18 protein-coding genes are annotated in these 19139 nt (G+C 33.6%); 2 read left to right on the top strand and 16 right to left on the bottom strand.

Features of this window, described 5'->3' with window-relative positions:
- Positions 1–42 precede the first annotated feature (42 nt).
- The 6 genes from ACFSSE_RS03205 to ACFSSE_RS03180 form a co-directional block, all read right to left on the bottom strand.
- Complete coding sequence (locus ACFSSE_RS03205) at positions 43–732, bottom strand: response regulator transcription factor (RefSeq protein ID WP_379040497.1); 690 nt, start codon at positions 730–732, stop codon at positions 43–45.
- Between the two features lie 306 nt (positions 733–1038).
- Complete coding sequence (locus tag ACFSSE_RS03200; RefSeq protein ID WP_379040499.1) at positions 1039–3834, bottom strand: DNA gyrase/topoisomerase IV subunit A; 2796 nt, start codon at positions 3832–3834, stop codon at positions 1039–1041.
- A gap of 322 nt (positions 3835–4156) precedes the next feature.
- Positions 4157–4303, bottom strand: coding sequence for a hypothetical protein (locus ACFSSE_RS03195; protein WP_379041000.1), 147 nt, complete (start codon positions 4301–4303; stop codon positions 4157–4159).
- Positions 4304–4590: 287 nt separating this feature from the next.
- Positions 4591–4971, bottom strand: coding sequence for a GxxExxY protein (locus ACFSSE_RS03190; protein WP_379040500.1), 381 nt, complete (start codon positions 4969–4971; stop codon positions 4591–4593).
- 147 nt (positions 4972–5118) lie between these two features.
- A complete protein-coding gene (locus ACFSSE_RS03185) occupies positions 5119–5610 on the bottom strand; it encodes a cytidine deaminase (protein ID WP_379040502.1) in 492 nt (163 codons plus the stop codon).
- A 47-nt stretch (positions 5611–5657) separates the two neighbouring features.
- Positions 5658–7562: a DNA topoisomerase IV subunit B gene (locus ACFSSE_RS03180; RefSeq protein WP_379040504.1), complete on the bottom strand. Its 1905-nt coding sequence runs from the start codon at positions 7560–7562 to the stop codon at positions 5658–5660.
- 211 nt (positions 7563–7773) lie between these two features.
- On the opposite strand from ACFSSE_RS03180, the gene ACFSSE_RS03175 reads away from it, so the two are divergent.
- The gene (locus ACFSSE_RS03175; RefSeq protein WP_379040505.1) at positions 7774–7938 is read left to right on the top strand and encodes a hypothetical protein; all 165 of its coding nucleotides are present in this window, start codon (positions 7774–7776) and stop codon (positions 7936–7938) included.
- Entirely contained in the window at positions 7925–8308 is a 384-nt protein-coding gene (locus ACFSSE_RS03170) for a PIN domain-containing protein (RefSeq protein ID WP_379040507.1), read from the top strand. The genes ACFSSE_RS03175 and ACFSSE_RS03170 overlap by 14 nt, the downstream gene beginning before the upstream one ends.
- 99 nt (positions 8309–8407) lie before the next feature.
- On the opposite strand, the gene ACFSSE_RS03165 is transcribed toward ACFSSE_RS03170, so the two are convergent.
- The 10 genes from ACFSSE_RS03165 to argC all read right to left on the bottom strand — a co-directional run bounded on the left by ACFSSE_RS03165 (position 8408) and on the right by argC (position 19124).
- Complete coding sequence (locus ACFSSE_RS03165) at positions 8408–10201, bottom strand: LamG-like jellyroll fold domain-containing protein (protein ID WP_379040508.1); 1794 nt, start codon at positions 10199–10201, stop codon at positions 8408–8410.
- A gap of 254 nt (positions 10202–10455) precedes the next feature.
- Positions 10456–11550, bottom strand: coding sequence for a Fic family protein (locus ACFSSE_RS03160; RefSeq protein WP_379040509.1), 1095 nt, complete (start codon positions 11548–11550; stop codon positions 10456–10458).
- Between the two features lie 252 nt (positions 11551–11802).
- Positions 11803–12870, bottom strand: a complete 1068-nt coding sequence (locus ACFSSE_RS03155; protein WP_379040510.1) for a M20 family metallo-hydrolase — start codon at positions 12868–12870, stop codon at positions 11803–11805.
- A 19-nt stretch (positions 12871–12889) separates the two neighbouring features.
- On the bottom strand, positions 12890–13702 hold the full coding sequence (proC, locus tag ACFSSE_RS03150) for a pyrroline-5-carboxylate reductase (RefSeq protein WP_379040511.1): 813 nt from the start codon (positions 13700–13702) through the stop codon (positions 12890–12892).
- A gap of 473 nt (positions 13703–14175) precedes the next feature.
- Entirely contained in the window at positions 14176–15039 is an 864-nt protein-coding gene (gene argB, locus ACFSSE_RS03145) for an acetylglutamate kinase (RefSeq protein WP_379040994.1), read from the bottom strand.
- A gap of 127 nt (positions 15040–15166) precedes the next feature.
- Positions 15167–16123, bottom strand: coding sequence for an acetylornithine carbamoyltransferase (locus ACFSSE_RS03140; RefSeq protein ID WP_379040512.1), 957 nt, complete (start codon positions 16121–16123; stop codon positions 15167–15169).
- A gap of 24 nt (positions 16124–16147) precedes the next feature.
- Positions 16148–16489 (bottom strand): DUF5615 family PIN-like protein, encoded by a 342-nt coding sequence (locus ACFSSE_RS03135; protein WP_379040513.1) that lies wholly within the window; start codon positions 16487–16489, stop codon positions 16148–16150.
- Positions 16490–16711 carry a DUF433 domain-containing protein gene (locus tag ACFSSE_RS03130; protein WP_379040514.1) on the bottom strand — a complete coding sequence of 74 codons (222 nt, stop codon included), beginning with the start codon at positions 16709–16711 and terminating at the stop codon, positions 16490–16492. It abuts the gene before it with no gap.
- A 49-nt stretch (positions 16712–16760) separates the two neighbouring features.
- Entirely contained in the window at positions 16761–17897 is a 1137-nt protein-coding gene (locus ACFSSE_RS03125) for an aspartate aminotransferase family protein (protein ID WP_379040515.1), read from the bottom strand.
- Positions 17898–18017: 120 nt separating this feature from the next.
- Positions 18018–19124, bottom strand: coding sequence for an N-acetyl-gamma-glutamyl-phosphate reductase (gene argC / locus ACFSSE_RS03120; protein WP_379040516.1), 1107 nt, complete (start codon positions 19122–19124; stop codon positions 18018–18020).
- Positions 19125–19139 lie beyond the last annotated feature (15 nt).

Here is a 19139-nt window from a genome sequence, read left to right as displayed (position 1 = left end):
ATTAAGGCTGTTAGCAATGTAAAAATTAAAGCTATACGCTGTCTAAACCGCATGTTCATCGTTAAAATAGTAACCCATACCCACTTTTGTATGTATTAGTTTATTTGAAGTATTTTTATCTATTTTTTTTCTCAAATAGTTAACATAAACATCAACAACGTTGGTTCCCATATCATAATTAACATCCCAAACATTCTCTAAAATATCCATACGGCTTAAAACGCGACGTCTGTTTTTAATGAAATATGATAATAATCTATATTCTGTTGCCGTTAAATTAATGCTTTGCCCAGCCCTTTTAACACTTTTAGCTTCATTATCTACTTCTAAATCTCCAAATTTTAATATCTCACTTTTTTTGATGTTATCATTAGGTCTTCTTCTTAGTAAAGCTTTAACTCTTGCCTGCAGTTCTACTATTTTAAAAGGTTTTGCCAAATAATCATCAGCTCCTGCATCTAAACCTGTTACAATGTTTTCTGTAGAATCTAAAGCAGTAAGCATTAAAATAGGTGTACATATATTATTTGCTCTTAAATTTCTACAAACTTCTATTCCATTTTTCTCAGGAAGCATAATATCTAAAATTAATAAATCAAATTTATGCTGCTTAGCCATTTTTAAGCCCGTATCACCATCCATAGCCATACTTACGGTATAACCTTCCTGTTCAATAGCTTTTTTCAAAACTTTCAAAACATCAAACTCATCTTCAACAATTAAAATATTCATATTTTATAAATAGTAAAAATGGCATTCAAACATTAGAATGAAATTAGAAAATAGCTATATTTTGATTGATAATTATATTTTTACAATAAACGAACATATATACCTAGTTTATTGTTCGTTTTGTTTTGCAAAAACTGACTATTAAAATTTAATATACAGAGAAATCAAAAAAAAGAAGCTATATAAATATTATTTAAAAAAAATTTATATGGCTTCTTTTAACGTGGGAAGTAATGTTTGAGATTAATTTAGATTTTAAAAGAAAATCTAAAGGTTGGGTTTGTATTTAAATAATATTACGTTTTATTAAAACAAACCCAATTGCCCTTTATCATCCAGCTTAATATCATCTGGATTGGTAATTTCGAAATCTATCTTCTTAACCGGTTTTGGTGTTGATGTAAAAGTTGGTTTTTTATCCTCTTCTTTAGGCGGATTTTCAACTTCTTCTTTTGGTTTAGTTTCTTCTATGGTTTCTGAAAGTTTAGCTTTAAAAACTGGTTTCTCAACTGCCTCATTTAGCTCTTCTTGATCTTCTACGCTACCGTTATTATCATCATCTTCTTTGTGTTCGTCAATTTCTACAGCATCTTCCTCTTCTTCCACATCATTGTTTTCTGAAATTAGTTCTACTTTTTGCACATCATTAGGACTTAATTTATTGCCTTGCGCTTTTATACCTTTTACTTCAATAGCTTCAGATAAATCTATTTCCTGCTCATCAAAAAATTGAGATTTCCCTTTAAGCGACTCAATTTTAACAATTGGATGGTCAGCTTTGCTTAATAAAACCATTTTAGAACCTGGCTCTTCACTTATAAAACCACTTCTTTTCCCAATGGCTAAATCTTCAAACACAAAACGTTTGATATAATAGTTTTTAGATTTACCATCTAAATGGATACAAGCAAAAACCCTTTCCGGCTCCAGCTTTTCAATCCTAATCATTTTGTCATCAAAATGGTTTGTTAAATCGAAACTAGAAAGCTCGTAACTGCCATCGTTAAAAACACAAAGAATTTTATCTTCTGCTTGAAACTCTCCTAAATAACGACCGTGACCATTTTCATTTAAGCGTTTCACAATAGGGTCGTACCAAATTTTACGTCCTGCCAGGGTAGAAACCCCTTTTGATTTTAAAGTGATTTTTTTGATGGCATATTTTGTCATTATATTCCCTTGCGACGCTCTTCCTTTTATGGCAATTTCAGCAAAATCTTGATCAAAAGAGAGCTTTCTCAGTTTCGACATCGGCTTTAAAGCAACATTTAAAACTTCTGCCTCACCATTAGGGTTGGCTGTAAAATAAATTACTTTACTTCCTTTTGTGCCCTTTGTTAAATCGTAATCTTTATCTCGCGTTGCGCCACCAAAAGCAAAACGTTTAATGTAAGCTGTTCCGGTTTTACCATCTTTATAAACCATGTTATAAATGGTACGGTCGTCGTTTTTCTTAAATACGCCAACATGCAAAATATTTTTGCCAACAAAAGTTTTGTCTTGTACTTTGGTTACTACAGAAACGCCATCCTCTCTAAAAACAACAATATCATCTAAATCAGAACAGTCAAATAAATATTCATCCTTTTTTAAGCCTGTGCCAACAAAACCGTCGGCTCTGTTTACGTAAAACTTGGTATTTGCTAATGCAACTTGAGAAGCTTCTACCCTATCAAAAGTTCTAATTTCTGTTTTGCGCTCTCTTCCTTTGCCAAATTTTTCTTTCAATCGCTCAAAATAAGCGATTGCAAAATCTGTTAAATGTCTTAAATCGTGTTTAACGCCTTTAATTTCTTTTTCGAGATTAGCCATTTGCTCGTCGGCTTTTTTCACATCAAAACGGGTGATGCTACTCATTGGCTTATCAATTAATCGTTTGAAATCTTCTGGCTCAATCTCTCTGTATAAACTTGGTTTAAAAGGTTCAAATAATCGGTGTAAAACAATTAAAACTTCTTCAAAATTTGTTGAATTTTCATAATCGGAATGTTTGTACATCCCTTCCTGAATAAATATTTTCAGTAAAGAACTAAAGAAAATTTTCTCTTGTAAATCGTGAAGTTTTATTTCTAATTCTCTTTTTAATAGCTGCTTGGTATAAACTGTACTTTCTGCTAAAATATCGTTTACACTCATAAAATGAGGTCTATCTCCTTTTATGATGCAGGTATTTGGAGAAATAGAAACTTCGCAACTTGTAAATGCATAAAGCGCATCAATGGTAACATCTGGAGAGATACCGGGTGCTAAATGAACAACAATTTCTACGTTTTTGGCTGTATTATCTTCAATTTTTTTGATTTTGATTTTTCCTTTATCATTTGCAGAAATGATACTATCAATTAAGCCGATAGTTGTGGTAGAAAAAGGAATTTCAGTAATCACCAAAGTCTTTTTATCTAGCTCTGATATTTTGGCTCTAACTCTAATTTTACCGCCACGTTGACCTTCATTGTAGTTAGAAAAATCGGCCATTCCCCCCGTTAAAAAATCGGGAATAATATCTGATTTGTTGCCTTTTAATAATTCTATTGAAGCATCAATCAATTCTATAAAATTATGAGGCATAACTTTGGTAGCTAAACCTACTGCAATACCTTCTGCACCTTGTGCTAATAAAAGTGGGAATTTTACTGGTAAGGTAACTGGTTCTTTATTTCTACCGTCGTAACTTGATTGCCATTCTGTGGTATCTGGATTGAAAACAACTTCTAGCGCAAATTTTGATAAACGAGCTTCAATATAACGTGGTGCTGCAGCAGAATCTCCGGTAACGGGATCTCCCCAGTTTCCTTGGGTATCTATCAGTAAGTTTTTTTGACCAATTTGCACCATGGCATCACCAATAGAAGCATCCCCGTGTGGGTGATATTTCATGGTGTTACCAATTACGTTAGCCGCTTTGTTAAAACGTCCATCATCCATTTCCTTTAGAGAATGGAGAATACGACGCTGCACAGGCTTTAAACCGTCATGTATATGCGGAACTGCCCTATCCAATATTACATAAGATGCGTAATCTAAAAACCAGTTTTCGTATAAACCGCTAAGTGGCGTTACGTTGTGTAAGGTTTCTTCGTTTTCGTAATTGTTTTCGTCCATATTTTTTTCTTACCACAGATATTTTGTTTTTTTACCACAGAGGACTCAGAGGTCACGGAGCTATGTGGTAAAAATATTTTATTAATTATTTATTACTCTTTTAATCCCATCTTTTCATTTTCACCACAGAGACGTCGGAGGTCACGGAGCTATGGGGTAAAAAATATTATATTATTTGTAATATCGCTGTTTTAAATCTGCGTCCAACTCTGTGAACTCTGCGCCCTCCGTGATTATTAATTTATTTATATTAGCCTCTGAATATTTATTCTGAGCAATTATTATTTTTAATAATCATTTATAACTCTCTTAACCCCATCTTTCAATGCTTTAATCCGTCATGTATATGCGGAACTGCCCTATCCAATATTACATAAGATGCGTAATCTAAAAACCAATTTTCGTATAAACCGCTAAGTGGCGTTACGTTGTGTAAGGTTTCTTCGTTTTCGTAATTGTTTTCGTCCATATTTTTTTCTTACCACAGATATTTTGTTTTTTTACCACAGAGGACCCAGAGGTCGCGGAGCTATGTGGTAAAAATATTTTATTAATTATTTATTACTCTTTTAATCCCATCTTTTCATTTTCACCACAGAGACGTCGGAGGTCACGGAGCTATGGGGTAAAAAATATTATATTATTTGTAATATCGCTGTTTTAAATCTGCGTCCAACTCTGTGAACTCTGCGCCCTCCGTGATTATTAATTTATTTATATTAGCCTCTGAATATTTATTCTGAGCAATTATTATTTTTAATAATCATTTATAACTCTCTTAACCCCATCTTTTAATAATAAAACATTGAAATTTATTAAAAGCCCTAATTTACAATCAGATAGTTTTAGATAAGTTAAAAGTTGAGCGAGGTAAATATCATTCATTTCTTTTACAGATTTAACTTCAACTATAACTCTGTTGCCTACAAATAAATCTAACCTATAACCACACTCTAATTCAATTCCATCATAAAAAACGGGTACAGATTTTTCTTTTTCAACAAATACCTCACTTTTCTTTAATTCGTAAAAAAGACATTCTTTATAAACCGACTCTAACAAACCGGGACCAAGTTCTTTATGAACTTTTATAGCCATGCCAATTATTTTTGTCGCTAAAGAATTTTCTAACTCCATTTATTAAAAATTTAAATCTATACCCAGCTCAATGAACTCTAGGTTCTCTGCGGTTAAAAATTATCTAACAATAAATATAATCACCAAGCTTATTTACAAAATCTACATCTATCTTTGCTTGAGTTGTTATAGCAAAAAATTCTGTGGCTACCCAATCCCTAACCTATCCTCCACAAACATGAACGGCAAGAAACTCTTCACACCCTTTGTTTTCCAAATAGCCCCATCAATACAATATAATAAAACCTCTACTTCGTCTTTTTGCTTTTGTTCGTACTCTGCAATTACCTGCAAACAAGCCCCACAAGGAGTAACTGGTTTTAGTAACTCGAATTGCTCAGTTTTAGCAGTTATGGCGATAGAAATAATTTTATCATCTGGATAATTTGCTCCAACCGTAAAGAGTGCAACACGTTCTGCGCATAAACCTGAAGGATAAGCCACATTTTCTTGATTACTGCCGTAAACAATTTTGCCACTGGCTAACTTTACAACAACGCCAACTTTAAATTTGGAATATGGCGAATGCGAGTTCTCCATAGCTTTCACAGCTTCTAAACATAAGTTTTTATCAGATTGGTTTAACTCTTCTATGCTTCCAAAATCTTCAAAAGCAATATTTATTTCCTTTTTTATCAATCTTATTTTTTCTAAAATTCAATTTATCGCTTTAAGCTTTTAACCTTTTATGCGGCCGTTTCTTCTAATGCTTCTGCTGCCGCTTTCGCATCAGCTATAATATCGGCATCATCTTTTTCTATTCTTAAATTCTGAATAATATGTTGTTGCCTATCCATTGTGTTTTTCCCCATGTAGTATTCTAACAAGTTTTTAATCTTTGTTTCTCCTTGTAAAATAACGGGGTCTAACCTAATATCTTCACCAATAAAATTCTCAAACTCATCTGGCGAAATCTCACCCAAACCTTTAAATCGGGTAATTTCTGGTTTACCTCCTAATTTATCAATCGCTAAAACACGTTCTTCATCGCTATAACAATAAATGGTTTCTTTTTTATTTCTCACCCTAAACAAAGGCGTTTGTAAAATAAAAACATGACCGGTTTTAACCAAATCAGGGAAAAACTGTAAAAAGAAAGTCATTAGTAATAATCTGATGTGCATACCATCCACATCGGCATCGGTTGCAACCACAATATTGTTGTAACGCAAACCTTCTAAACCATCTTCAATATTTAAAGCGTGTTGTAAAAGGTTAAATTCTTCATTCTCGTAAACTACTTTTTTGGTTAAACCATAAGCATTTAAAGGTTTTCCTTTCAAAGAAAAAACCGCTTGTGTTTTTACCTCACGAGCTTTAGTGATAGAACCAGAAGCAGAATCTCCCTCTGTAATAAACAAAGTTGTCTTTTTACGATCTTCTTCCGTTAGTTTTTCATCATCTAAATGCCACTTGCAATCTCGCAATTTACGATTGTGTAAGCTTGCTTTCTTAGCTCTATCATTCGCTAATTTTTTAATACCAGCAATGTCTTTACGCTCTCTTTCGGATTGTAAAATACGCTTTGATAGTGCATCAGCAGTTTCAGGATTTTTATGTAAATAATTATCTAACTCTTTTTTTACAAAATCATTAACAAAAGTACGTACAGTTGGCCCATCTGGACCTACGTTTAACGAACCTAACTTGGTTTTTGTTTGCGATTCGAAAACAGGTTCTTGCACCCTTACAGAAATTGCAGCAACTATTGAAGCTCTAATATCAGAGGCATCAAACTCTTTTTTATAAAACTCTCTGATTGTTTTTACAACAGCTTCTCTAAAAGCTTGTTGGTGCGTACCGCCTTGTGTAGTGTGCTGTCCGTTTACAAAAGAATAATACTCCTCACCGTATTGTTGACCATGAGTCATTGAAATTTCAATATCCTCTCCTTTTAAATGGATAATTGGGTAACGATTAGCTTCAGCATCGGTATTTCGAGCTAATAAATCGTATAATCCACGTTCCGAGAAAAATTTTTGTCCGTTAAAGTTGATGGTTAAGCCGGCATTTAAGAAAACATAATTCCATATCATGTTTTCAATAAACTCTGGTATATAGCGGTAATTTCTAAAAATCCCTTCGTCTGGGATAAAAACTATTGCCGTCCCGTTTCTTTGTGTAGTTTCTATTTCAGGATTATCTGCTATAATTTCCCCTTTAGAAAATTCGGCTTTTTTTGTTTTCCCATCTCTGTAAGATTGTACTGTAAAACTTCCCGAAAGGGCATTTACAGCTTTTGTACCCACGCCATTTAAACCTACAGATTTTTGGAAAGCTTTAGAATCATACTTTCCACCGGTATTTATTTTAGAAACGCAATCAATCACTTTACCTAACGGAATTCCACGACCGTAATCTCTGATAGACACTTTATGATCACTTACTGTAATGTCAATAGTTCGCCCTGCGCCCATCACAAACTCATCAATAGAGTTATCAACTATTTCTTTTAAAAGTACGTAAACACCATCATCATAAGCCGAGCCATCGCCTAGCTTACCAATATACATCCCCGGACGAAGCCTAATATGCTCTTTCCAATCTAATGAGCGGATGCTATCTTCACTATAATTTACTTGTTCTGCCATATATTATGATATGAGATGTGAGACATCAGATATGAGAATCTGCAAATTTCAACTAACCTTTACAAAGCTAAAATTTTGTGCAATTTGGGCAAGTAAAATTATCAACATATTATCAGATTGGTGAATTAATAGAAGATTCAATTAAGATTAGAAGGGATATATGAACAATAAAACACAAAAAATATCATTACATTTATATTAAAGAAAAATTATGGTAACTATAATCAAATCAAATAGTAAGGTTAAGGATATTGAAAAGTCAATAAACAAAACCGAACCGTCTAAAAAATTGGATGCAAAGAAATTTTCAGGAATATTAAAAATAGATGAGGACGCTTTGCAAATTCAAAAGAGACTAAGAAATGAATGGAAATAATATTTTTGTAGACACAAATATTTTACTCTATTTACTATCTGGAGACGAAACTATTACCGAGATTTTACATAAAAAATCAATCTTTATTTCTTTTGTTACAGAATTAGAATTACTTGGATTTTCCAAATTAACATTTGATGAGGAAAGTCAAATAAAGGAGTTGTTGAATCAACTCACAATCATTGACATTAATAATGAAATTAAAAAACATACTATAAAATTCAGAAAATCTTATATACTTAAACTCCCTGATTTAATAATAGCTTCTACAGCATATTTCCTGAATCAACCCTTATTTAAAGCAGACCATCAATTTACTCAAATAAGTGAAGCAAATATTCTAATCTATCAACCTAAAATAAATGATTAGGAAATCATAAATTCTATTTAAACAAGTGCCTTTCCTAAACAAAAAACCCAACCCTTACTTTACGCAAAGATTGGGATAGTAAAATAAAACAATCAAGACTTACCTTTTGATCACTTTTTTTACTGTTTTACTGTTTGTACCAATTAATTGCACAAAATAGTTTCCTGGGTTTACATTGCTTAAATCCATAGCAACTGTGTTTTGAACTTTTGCAATTGATACTGTATTTAATACTTTTCCATTAATATCTACCAAAACTGCTGTTGAGTAATTACCAGCTTCAAAACTTAAGTTAACAAAATCTGTTGCTGGGTTAGGGTAAATCTGAACATTAGCTTCTGTAATAGACATTTTAACTGCCTTAACACCTAAATTTGTGGTTTTACCGTCTAAATCAACTTGAGTTAAACGGTAGTAATTTGTTTCACTTATGGTGTTATAGTCTGTATAAACATATTCTGCACCTTGGGTACTTTTAGCATTTACTGTAGCTAATTGGCTAAAATTTACACCATCTGTACTTTTGGCAACCACAAAATGGCTGTTGTTATTTTCTGATGATGTTTTCCAGTTTAATACCGCATTGTTATTTTGTGATTTTGCAGTGTAAGAAACTAGGGTTACTGGTAAAGTAGACAGTGTACTTGTATATAAATCACTTATTTCTGTTGCTGTGAAAACTCTGTTGTAAATAAGTAAATCATCAACCGCACCGGTAAAACTACTTCCACCATAAGAGCTTCCTCCCACATAAAAATTGTTGCCATTTGTATTGATACCTACTGTGGTACTACCTATTAATACACCATCAACGTAAATTTTCGCTGTGGTACCGTCGTAAGATGTAACATAATTATGCCATACACTAACATCAAAAGGATTAGGCGTTGTGCCTGTTACATTAACGCCGAAAAGGTCAATTAATATTGAATGGTTTGACATAGCATCTTTAAATATTGCAAGGTTATAAGCAGTGCCGTTCATACCTGCCCCATAACCATAAATATAGCTGTAACTATTGGGTAAAGCGCTGTCAAGCTTAGCCCAAATTGAGATTGTTCTATTTGTTGCTGCAGTGGGCAGTCCAGGAATAGCAATATTAACTCTATCGTTAGCAAATTGCAATGCTTTATTAGAAACCAAATTTCTATCATTAACAAAAGTATTTGCTCCCGCACCAAATGTTATAGCACCATCAATACTTGTTTTATTATTATCAAATTTAAATGAAGCTACTAAATTAGGCGTAAGTGTAAAAAAACTTAATTCAGCAGATCTTTCAGTACTCACATTGTTTGTTACCTCTACTTGGTAATAATAGCGTGTTCCATTGGCTAGACCTGTTATAGTTGCATTTGTACTTAAGGGTGCTGTTCCACTTGTAGCGTTAATTGAACTAGTTAAAGCTCCAGATGTTGTACCATACCATATTTTTGAAGTAAAAGGCCCGTTAGCTACCTGATAAAGAATATTTGCGCCAGTTGTAGTAACGCTGGTAGAACTTACATTACTAATTATGGGTGCTAAATCATTTGGTAAAGTGTTAAAAGAGATTATCTGTGACCTAACTGCTGCTCCACCACCATATACATAAACTCTCCAGTAATAAGTTGTCCCAATAGACAATGATGTTACATCAACCGCCCTTTGGGAAAACCCAGTGGTTGACGATTGTGAAAATATTGATGTGAAAGTTGTCATGTTTGGGTCTGTACTTAATTCAAATACAACTGTTCTTGCCGAACCATCACCATTGATAGTTGCTAGTAATCTTGCGCTAGTTTTAGTAATAGATTGAGTTTCTTCGCCACTAACCCCAGGTATTGCAAAGCTGGCACTTGCGTAAAGTAAGAAGATAAGCGTGTAGCTTATTTTTGTAAGTCTTTTTATCATAACGTTTTATTTTTATGATAAATGTATTTATAGCGTTAGCGCAATTTTTGTTATTTTCACGAAACGCTTATTTTACTTCATGAAACGTTGGAAATATTTCATAAAGCAAAAAGCGGATTTATTAAATTTTGGTGTAAAGCAACTATTTTTTTATGGCTATTAAATTGATATGAAAAATTAACGCGTCGAAGAAACGGGAGAAAATCGACATGTTCTAAATACATGTCGATACAATCGACATGTTGTTTTGCGAATTATTTTGATAAAATAGCCATTAATGCCTTATTAATGTAATAAGTTTCTTTTCCTATTTTAACCGCGTCTAAAAATCCAATTTTTTCCAGCTTTTTTAAGTATTCAGAAGCTGTTTGCCTTTTAGCGATATTATTTTCTTCTAAAATTTTTATTTTAATGTAAGGATAGCTATATAACAAATCACAAAGTTCTCTAGAGTAAGATGCTTTTAAGGCTTCTTTTATTTTTTCTTCTGAATCTGTTTTCAACTGTAAAATAGCATTGATTTTTCGCAAAGTTAAGGCGGCAGTTTCTCCCACCCCCTTAACAATAAACAATACCCACTCTACCCAATTCTGTTTTTCAGTAACTTCTCTTAATAAACGGTAATAGTCAGATTTGTTTTGAATAATATAATAACTCAGATACAAAACAGGCAAACCAATTAGGTTTTGATTAATGAGATACAAAATATTTAAAATTCTGCCTGTTCTGCCATTGCCATCAGAAAAAGGATGAATTGCTTCAAACTGATAATGAATTAAAGCCATTTTTACCAAATCATCTAAATCTGAAAATTCACCATCATTCATAAATTGTTCTAACTCTTTTAGCTTTTCGCGAATGATTTGATCACCTTCTGGAGGGGTATAAACAATTTGTTGGTTTGTGGGATTTGCTAATTTTGTACCGGGTGTATTTCTTATATTTTCATTTGTATTTCTCAACCTCTGCATAATTCCAACTAATAAATTAGTGGTAATTAAACCTTTTTTCTGCATTTCATTTAAACCCCAATACATGGCTTCTCTATATTGGATTACCTCTTTAGCTGCAGCATTTTTAATGCTATCAGAAATTCTTAAAGTTTCTTGATAAAGTTCATCTTGTGTGGTAACAATATTTTCAATAGCGCTTGATTCTTTACTTTCTTGCAAGACAATGGTATTCAGCAATAAATGAGGATTTGGTAGCGTTTGGCAATAACCTTTAAGTTCGGCTAACAATTTATTAGCTTCTATACTTGCTTTTAATATTTCTACACTTTCTAAATTTACTTTAGGTGGTAAATTAGGTAAAGAGTTGTACGGTTTACTTTTATCAAAGGTCTTCATTTTTCTTCATTTTTATATGTCGATTGAATCGACATGATAAAATAACATGTCGAAAATAATTAAAAAAATCGACATGATGAAATAATATGTCGATTGAATCGACATGTTGTTTTTATATAAAGTTGTTGATTATAAGTTAATCAGCTTTTGCAATAGGGATTGGTACGGAAATCCTTTTTCCCGAATTTTCTTCGGGAAAAAGATTGGAGAGAAAGCCCGACCCTGATTTTTCATCAGGGTATTGCCAAAATATTATAAAACTACCTTTTCTATCATTTCGATATAACCAGCAATTCCTTCTTCAATTTCTTGTAAATAAATAAATTCGTCTGCTGTATGCGACCTAGCAGAATCTCCAGGACCACATTTTAAAGACGGAATATCTAATAAGGATTGATCTGAAGTGGTTGGAGAGCCATAAGTTTGTTTACCTAAAACAATGCCGGCTTGCACAATTGGATGTTCTTTTGGGATAGAAGATGGTTTTAACCTTACCGACCGTGGTACAACTTCACAACTAACAGAAGATTGAATAATTTTAAGCACCTCAATATTAGTATAAGAATCAGTAACCCTTACATCAACAGTAAAAGTGCAATTATCTGGCACTACGTTATGCAAAGTACCTGCATTAATAATAGTAACTGTCATTTTAATAGGACCTAAACTGTCAGAAACTTTCGGAAACTGGTAATTTTGAAACCACTCTATATCCTTTAAAGCTTTGTAAATAGCGTTATCACCTTCGTTACGAGCAGCATGGCCAGATTTACCTTTGGCATGGCAATCTAAAACCATTAAACCTTTTTCGGCAATGGCTAAATCCATTAAAGTAGGTTCGCCAATAATAGCGAAATCTAATTTCCCTAGTTCAGGAATGATAGATTCTAAACCGCCTTTACCAGAATTTTCTTCTTCGGCGGTGGTTGCAATACAAAGGTTATATTTTAAATTTTGTTGCTGGTAAAAGTATAAGAAAACTGAAATTAAGGAAACCAAACAACCTCCAGCATCATTACTACCTAAACCAAAAAGTTTCCCATCTTCCACATCCGGCGAAAAAGGATTGCGGGTATAACTTTTATTAGGTTTAACAGTATCATGGTGCGAGTTTAATAAGATAGTAGGTTTATGGGCATCAAAATGATGATTGTAAGCCCAAATATTGAAACCTTTGGTTTGTATTTTAACCCCTTTTTCGGTAAAAAAATCAGACAAAATTTTAAAAGTATCTGCTTCTTCTTTACTTAAAGAAGGTGTAGCAATTAGCTTTTTTAACAGTTCAACTGCATTATTATATAATACTTTTGTGTCTTGCATCTTGATCCTTAAAATCTTACTACTCTTTAGTGTACAATTCACCAGCAATTTTCGCCGATGTTTTGATGCCTTTTATCATGGCAGAACTAAATCCGTTATGTTCCATTTCATTTAAACCGGCAATGGTACAACCTTTTGGCGAGGTAACTTTGTCAATTTCATGTTCTGGGTGCGATGCCAATTGCAATAACAAATCGGCAGCTCCTTTTGCAGTTTGAGCTGCCATTTTAAGTGCGTCGTGAGCATGAAAACCAACTTCAACCCCACCTTGCGATGCCGCTCTGATAGAACGTAAAAAGAAAGCAATTCCGCAAGCGCATAAAGCAGTTGCTGATGTCATTAATTCTTCCTGAATTTGAATGGTAATTCCTACAGTATCAAAAATTTGTTTTACTTTTTCTAAGCTTTCTGCGGATGCATTATCGGTAGCAAAACAAGTCATAGATTGTTGAATGGCAATTGCCGTATTAGGCATTACGCGAACTACTTCTAAATCATCGTACAATTTTTCTTTGATATTTTTGCAAGTTACGCCAGAAACAACGGAAGTAAACAATTGTGTTTTCGGATTGATTGACGATTTTATCTCGTCTAAAACTTTATTTACCTGCTGAGGTAGAACTGCCAAAACTATAATATCCGCATTTTTTACAGCTTCCGCATTGTCTATAGAAGTCTGGAAACCCTGAGCTGCAAATTCTTTTAAACCGCCTAAACTTCTTCTGGTCAAAGTGATGGCATCTGCAGTATATAAACCACTTTTAACTAATCCCTTTGCTAAGGATAAGCCCATGTTTCCGCTACCAATTATCGTGATGTTGTTTGCTTTCATATCTTTTTTTGTTTCCCCATTGTCTGTGTCCTCACAAACCGAGATTGTTATTTTTCAATTTTGGCGTTTCAACAAGCTTTCTGCTATATCTTTTTTGTCTTATTCTTCGACTCCGCTCAGAATGACAAAAAAGGGATGCCGCTTCAGTCGTTAACGCAGCATACCTCTACTTTTTTCATATTATCCATCCTCTGTGATGACACATTGAATTATTTGTAAATTTTGTCATGTTAAACGCTAGTTAAAAATCTCACAAATAGGTTTAAATTCTACAGCCAAATCTTGCTTGTGAGATTTCTCGTACCTCGAAATGACGAAAAGCAGAGAAAAATCTTTTAATAATAGCATTCATAAGCGTAAGAACAAGGTTGATAATAAATAAACCCAGCTCTGTGAACTCAGCGTCCTCCGTGGTTTAAACCATAAAACTCCGTTCTCTCCGTGTAAAACTTCCTTAACTCTTTGCTTAAAAACTACCTAACCAACTTAGTTCCGAATTCCAACCCAGCTCCCAAATCCTCCAAATCATCAGCTTTACCAATATATACCGCAGATACGCCTTTCTTTATCGCATCAAAAGCATTATGCAATTTCGGTAACATTCCATCAGCAACAATGCCTTTTACTTTTAAATCTTCGTATTTAACTGGGTTAATCTCTCTAATTACAGAATCATCATCATCTACATCAACTAGAACTCCTTTTTTCTCGAAACAATAAACCAAAGATGTTTCATAAGTTTTAGCCATCGCAACTGCCAAAACAGAAGCCACAGTATCAGCATTGGTGTTTAATAACTGACTTTCGCCATCATGCGTAATAGCAGAAAAAACTGGAATAAAACCATTATCAATTAATTTAGCCAAATTTACAGTCCCGATAGAATTTTCATCTAAATCCCCAACAAAACCAAAATCAATTTCTTTTATAGTTCCATCAATTTTGGATGTCAATTTCTGAATAGGACGTTTTTTAGCAGAAATTAAATTACCATCTGCACCGCTTAAACCTAAAGCATTGCAGCCAAACATTTGTAACTGTGCCACTAAATTTTTACTAATTAAACCAGCGTAAACCATGGTTACAATTCGTAGCGTTTCAATATCAGTAATTCTACGTCCATCAATCATTTCTGCTTCAATATTCATTTCTGCAGCTAATTTAGTGGCCATTTTACCACCACCATGAACCAGAATTTTATTCCCTTTTAAATCAGCAAAAGCCTTTAAAAATTTTTGGAGTTTTTCAGAATTGTCTATAACATTTCCTCCAATTTTAATGATGTAAAGAGCCTCACCCCGACCCTCTCCAAAGGAGAGGGAGGTAGCGTCTGACATGCTTTGTGGATTATTAGATTCCATATTTAATAATGTATAGTATCTGTTTTTATCAAAAACATGAAAAATTTATTTTCATCAATTAAGATTTCCATTCTATAAGTAAGTCCTCTCCTTCGGAGAGGATTTAGGTGAGGCTTAGGCTCTCCAATATATTTTTCAGCACTGCTTGTGCTGCCCAAACTCTATTATTTGCTTGGTTTAAAACTAAAGAATTTGGACCGTCTAAAATTTCGTGAGATAATTCTAAACCTCTTCTTACCGGCAAACAATGCATTACACCTGCATTATTAGTCAATTTTAGTTTTTCATTCGTCATCATCCAGCCTTCACCATCTGTTAATATTTTCCCGTAATCGTTATAAGACGACCAATTTTTCACATAAACAAAATCGGCACCAGCTAAAGCTTCATCTTGGTTCGTGGTTACCATTGCTTGACCAACAAACTCAGGAGCTAAATCATAACCTTCTGGGTGTGTAATCACGAAATCGTAATCTGCCTTATTCATCCATTCGGCAAAAGAATTGGCTACTGCTTGTGGCAAAGGTTTTACATGAGGTGCCCAAGTTAAAACTACTTTCGGTTTTTCTGTTTTTTTAAGCTCTTCTATTGTAATTAAATCTGCCAAGCTCTGTAAAGGATGGCGAGTTGCCGATTCTAAGCTAACAACAGGAACCCCACAATATTTAACAAATTTATTGAAAATGTCTTCTGAATAATCTTCGTCACGGTTCACTAATCCTGGGAAAGACCTGAAACCAATAATGTCACAATATTCTCCCATTACACCAGCAGCTTCACGAATATGCTCTACAGTTGTGCCATTCATGATAATTCCGTCTTGGGTTTCTAAAGCCCAACCTTCTTTATCTAAATTCATTACCATTACCTGCATTCCCAAGTTTAAAGCAGCTTTTTGAGTGCTTAAACGGGTACGTAAGCTTGGATTTAAAAATATTAAGCCTAATGTTTTATGTTTTCCTAATTGCTCGTTTACAAAAGGTTTTTTCTTTAAAGAAATTGCTTCTGAAACTAATTTTTGGATGTCGGTTACGTCGTTAACTGAAGAGAATAATTTCATTTATCTTTGTTTCAATATTATATTTTAATCAATTTCTAAACAGGCTAGTTCGCTATATTCTTGATTTTCAATAAAATCTTTTATAAATTGATATTTATCTAAAAGCACTTTTGCGACATTTACAGTTGTGGTGTTTCCAAATCTTAGCCAAATAATCTTTGGTGGATGTCCTTTAAGATTTGAAATTTCAAAAAAATCTGCATCAAAAGTTACAATTGTAAATTGTTCGCTTTTCGCAAAATTCCATATTTCTACATCCAATTTGTTCTCAAGCTGAAGTTCTCTTACTTGATGTGCATTAGGATAAAATGTTTGAATTTTATTCAAAATCCTAAATGATATATTTTGGTCAAAGAGTAGTTTCACTTAGGCTACTCTTATTTTATGCTCCCTATCTGCTGCATAAGCTAAACAAGCGTTAATTTGTTCCGTGGATAATTCAGGGAAATCATCTATAATTTGATCCGCCGTAAGTCCGTTTGCTAACCAGCTTAAAATATCGTAAACAGAAATTCTTGTTCCAGTAATACATGGTTTTCCAAACCTTTTTCCGGGTTCAATAGATATATAATGTTTATATGTTACCATTTGCGAAATTATTTTGAATTAAAACAAATATAACCATTATTAAAAGAGTTTAATTGTGCATTAATAACCTTTTAAAAGATTCCAAAAACCTATCAGCATGTGCCATACTCAAATTTAAAGCAGGCAATAATCTAATTACATTCGGACTAGCTGCTCCTGTAAAAATATGATGTTTAAAAAGTAAATCATTTTTTACATGACTTAATTCTTGTGGTAAATCTATCCCAATCATCAACCCTCTACCTCTTACCTCAGTAATTTTATCAAATTTCTTTAATTCTGAAATCAAATAACCGCCAACTTTTGCAGCATTTTCAATTAGATTATCTTGTTCTATTACTTCTAAAACTGCCAAAGCAGCTGCACAAGCTAAATGATTTCCCCCAAAAGTTGTACCTAACATTCCATGCCACGGCTTTAAATTCGGACTGATACTAATTGCTCCGATAGGGAAACCATTTCCCATTCCTTTAGCCATGCAATAAATATCCGCATCTACTCCTGCAAAATCATGCGCATAAAATTTTCCGCTTCTTCCGTAACCACATTGTACAGAATCGGCAATAAAATAAGCCCCGTTTTCGTCACAAAGAGAACGTATAGTTTGTAAGAATTCATCACTTGCAACTCTAATTCCACCTACACCTTGAATTCCTTCTATAATTACTGCACAAATTTCTTCTCCTTCATCTTCAAAAACACTTTTTAGTGCTGCTACATCGTTAAAAGGTAAAAAAATTACATTCGAGTTTTGGTTAACAGGAGCAACAATTTTAGGATTGTCTGTTACTGAAACTGCTAAAGATGTTCTGCCATGAAAAGCTTTTGTAAAAGCAATAATTTTCTTTCTACCATTGGCAAATGAAGCCAGTTTTAGTGCATTTTCATTAGCCTCAGCTCCAGAATTACATAAGAAAAGCTGATAATCCTCTTTACCTGAAACATGACCTAATTTTTCAGCCAACTCTGCTTGAATAGGGATCTCAATAGAGTTAGAGTAAAAACCCAACTGATTAAGTTGGTCAGTCATTCGAATTACATAATGTGGATGCGTATGCCCGATAGAAATCACAGCATGGCCACCGTATAAATCTAAATATTCTTGTCCTTTATTATCCCAAACCAGGCTCCCTTCGCCTTTTACAATGTTTATATTGTTGATTGGATATACGTCGAATAGTTTCATGCTGCCTCACCCCGACCCTCTCCAAAGGAGAGGGAGCTATTTTGTGTTAAAAATTAATAATTATCATTGTTAAATTTGCCATCCTTAATTCCCTCTCCTTTGGAGAGGGTTAGGGTGAGGCTAAAAACATGAAGCTTTCAACCTTAATCCCGCTTTCTCGTCTAATCCAAACATCAAATTCATATTTTGCACTGCTTGGCCTGATGCGCCTTTTAATAAATTATCAATGATGGATAAAATCATCAATTTATTGCCGTGTTTCTCTAAATGGATTAAGCATTTATTGGTATTTACCACTTGTTTTAAATCGATGTTTGTTTTACTGATATGTGTAAACGGAGCATCGGCATAAAAATCTTGATATAGTTTTTCTGCTTCTTCTAAACTTAAATCACATTCAATATATGCTGAAGCCATAATTCCGCGAGAAAAAGCACCTCGGTAAGGCACAAAGTTGATGTCATGAGCAAAATCTTCTTGTAACTGAATTAAGCTTTCGCCAATTTCGTTTAAATGCTGATGCTCGAAAGCTTTATAAACAGAAAGGTTATTATTTCTCCAACTAAAATGGGTAGTTGAACCTGGTTTTTGACCTGCCCCAGTTGAACCTGTGGTTGCAGAAATATGCACTTCCGATTTCAATAAGCCAGCTTTTGCCAAAGGCAATAAAGCCAATTGTAAACAAGTTGCAAAACAACCAGGATTAGCAATATTTTGAGCGGTTTTTATGGCTTCTTTATTTAATTCAGGCAAACCATAGATAAAAGCAGAAGGCTCATGGCTGAAGGCTGAAGGCTGATTTTCTGATTCATTCAACTGCTTTTGGCTTTCAGCTTTTGGCTTTTCGCTTATAAAAGGCTTTTGGCTGCTTTCTTTTAGTCTAAAATCCTGAGATAAATCAATAATCTTAATATTGTCGCTAATTGGATTAGCCTCTAAAAACTTTCTAGCATCGCCATGTCCAACACAAAGAAAAAGGACATCAATATTTTGAGATAGTTGGTCGGTGAATTTTAAATCTGTATCGCCTAATAAATCAGTGTGAACGTCAGAAATTAAATTTCCAGCATTACTATTGCTATGAATAAAATCAATCTCAACATTAGGATGGTTAACTAAAATTCTTAATAATTCGCCACCAGTATATCCGGCACCACCAATAATTCCGACCCCCAACCCCCTTAAGGGGGCATTGCTTTGCAATTCTTTATTTAAACTATTACTCATAATTTCAATTTTTTT

This window comes from Pedobacter alpinus (assembly GCF_042684645.1).
In the GTDB taxonomy this organism is placed as follows: Bacteria; Bacteroidota; Bacteroidia; order Sphingobacteriales; family Sphingobacteriaceae; genus Pseudopedobacter; species Pseudopedobacter alpinus.
This window is presented reverse-complemented; position numbering and strand designations above follow the sequence as displayed.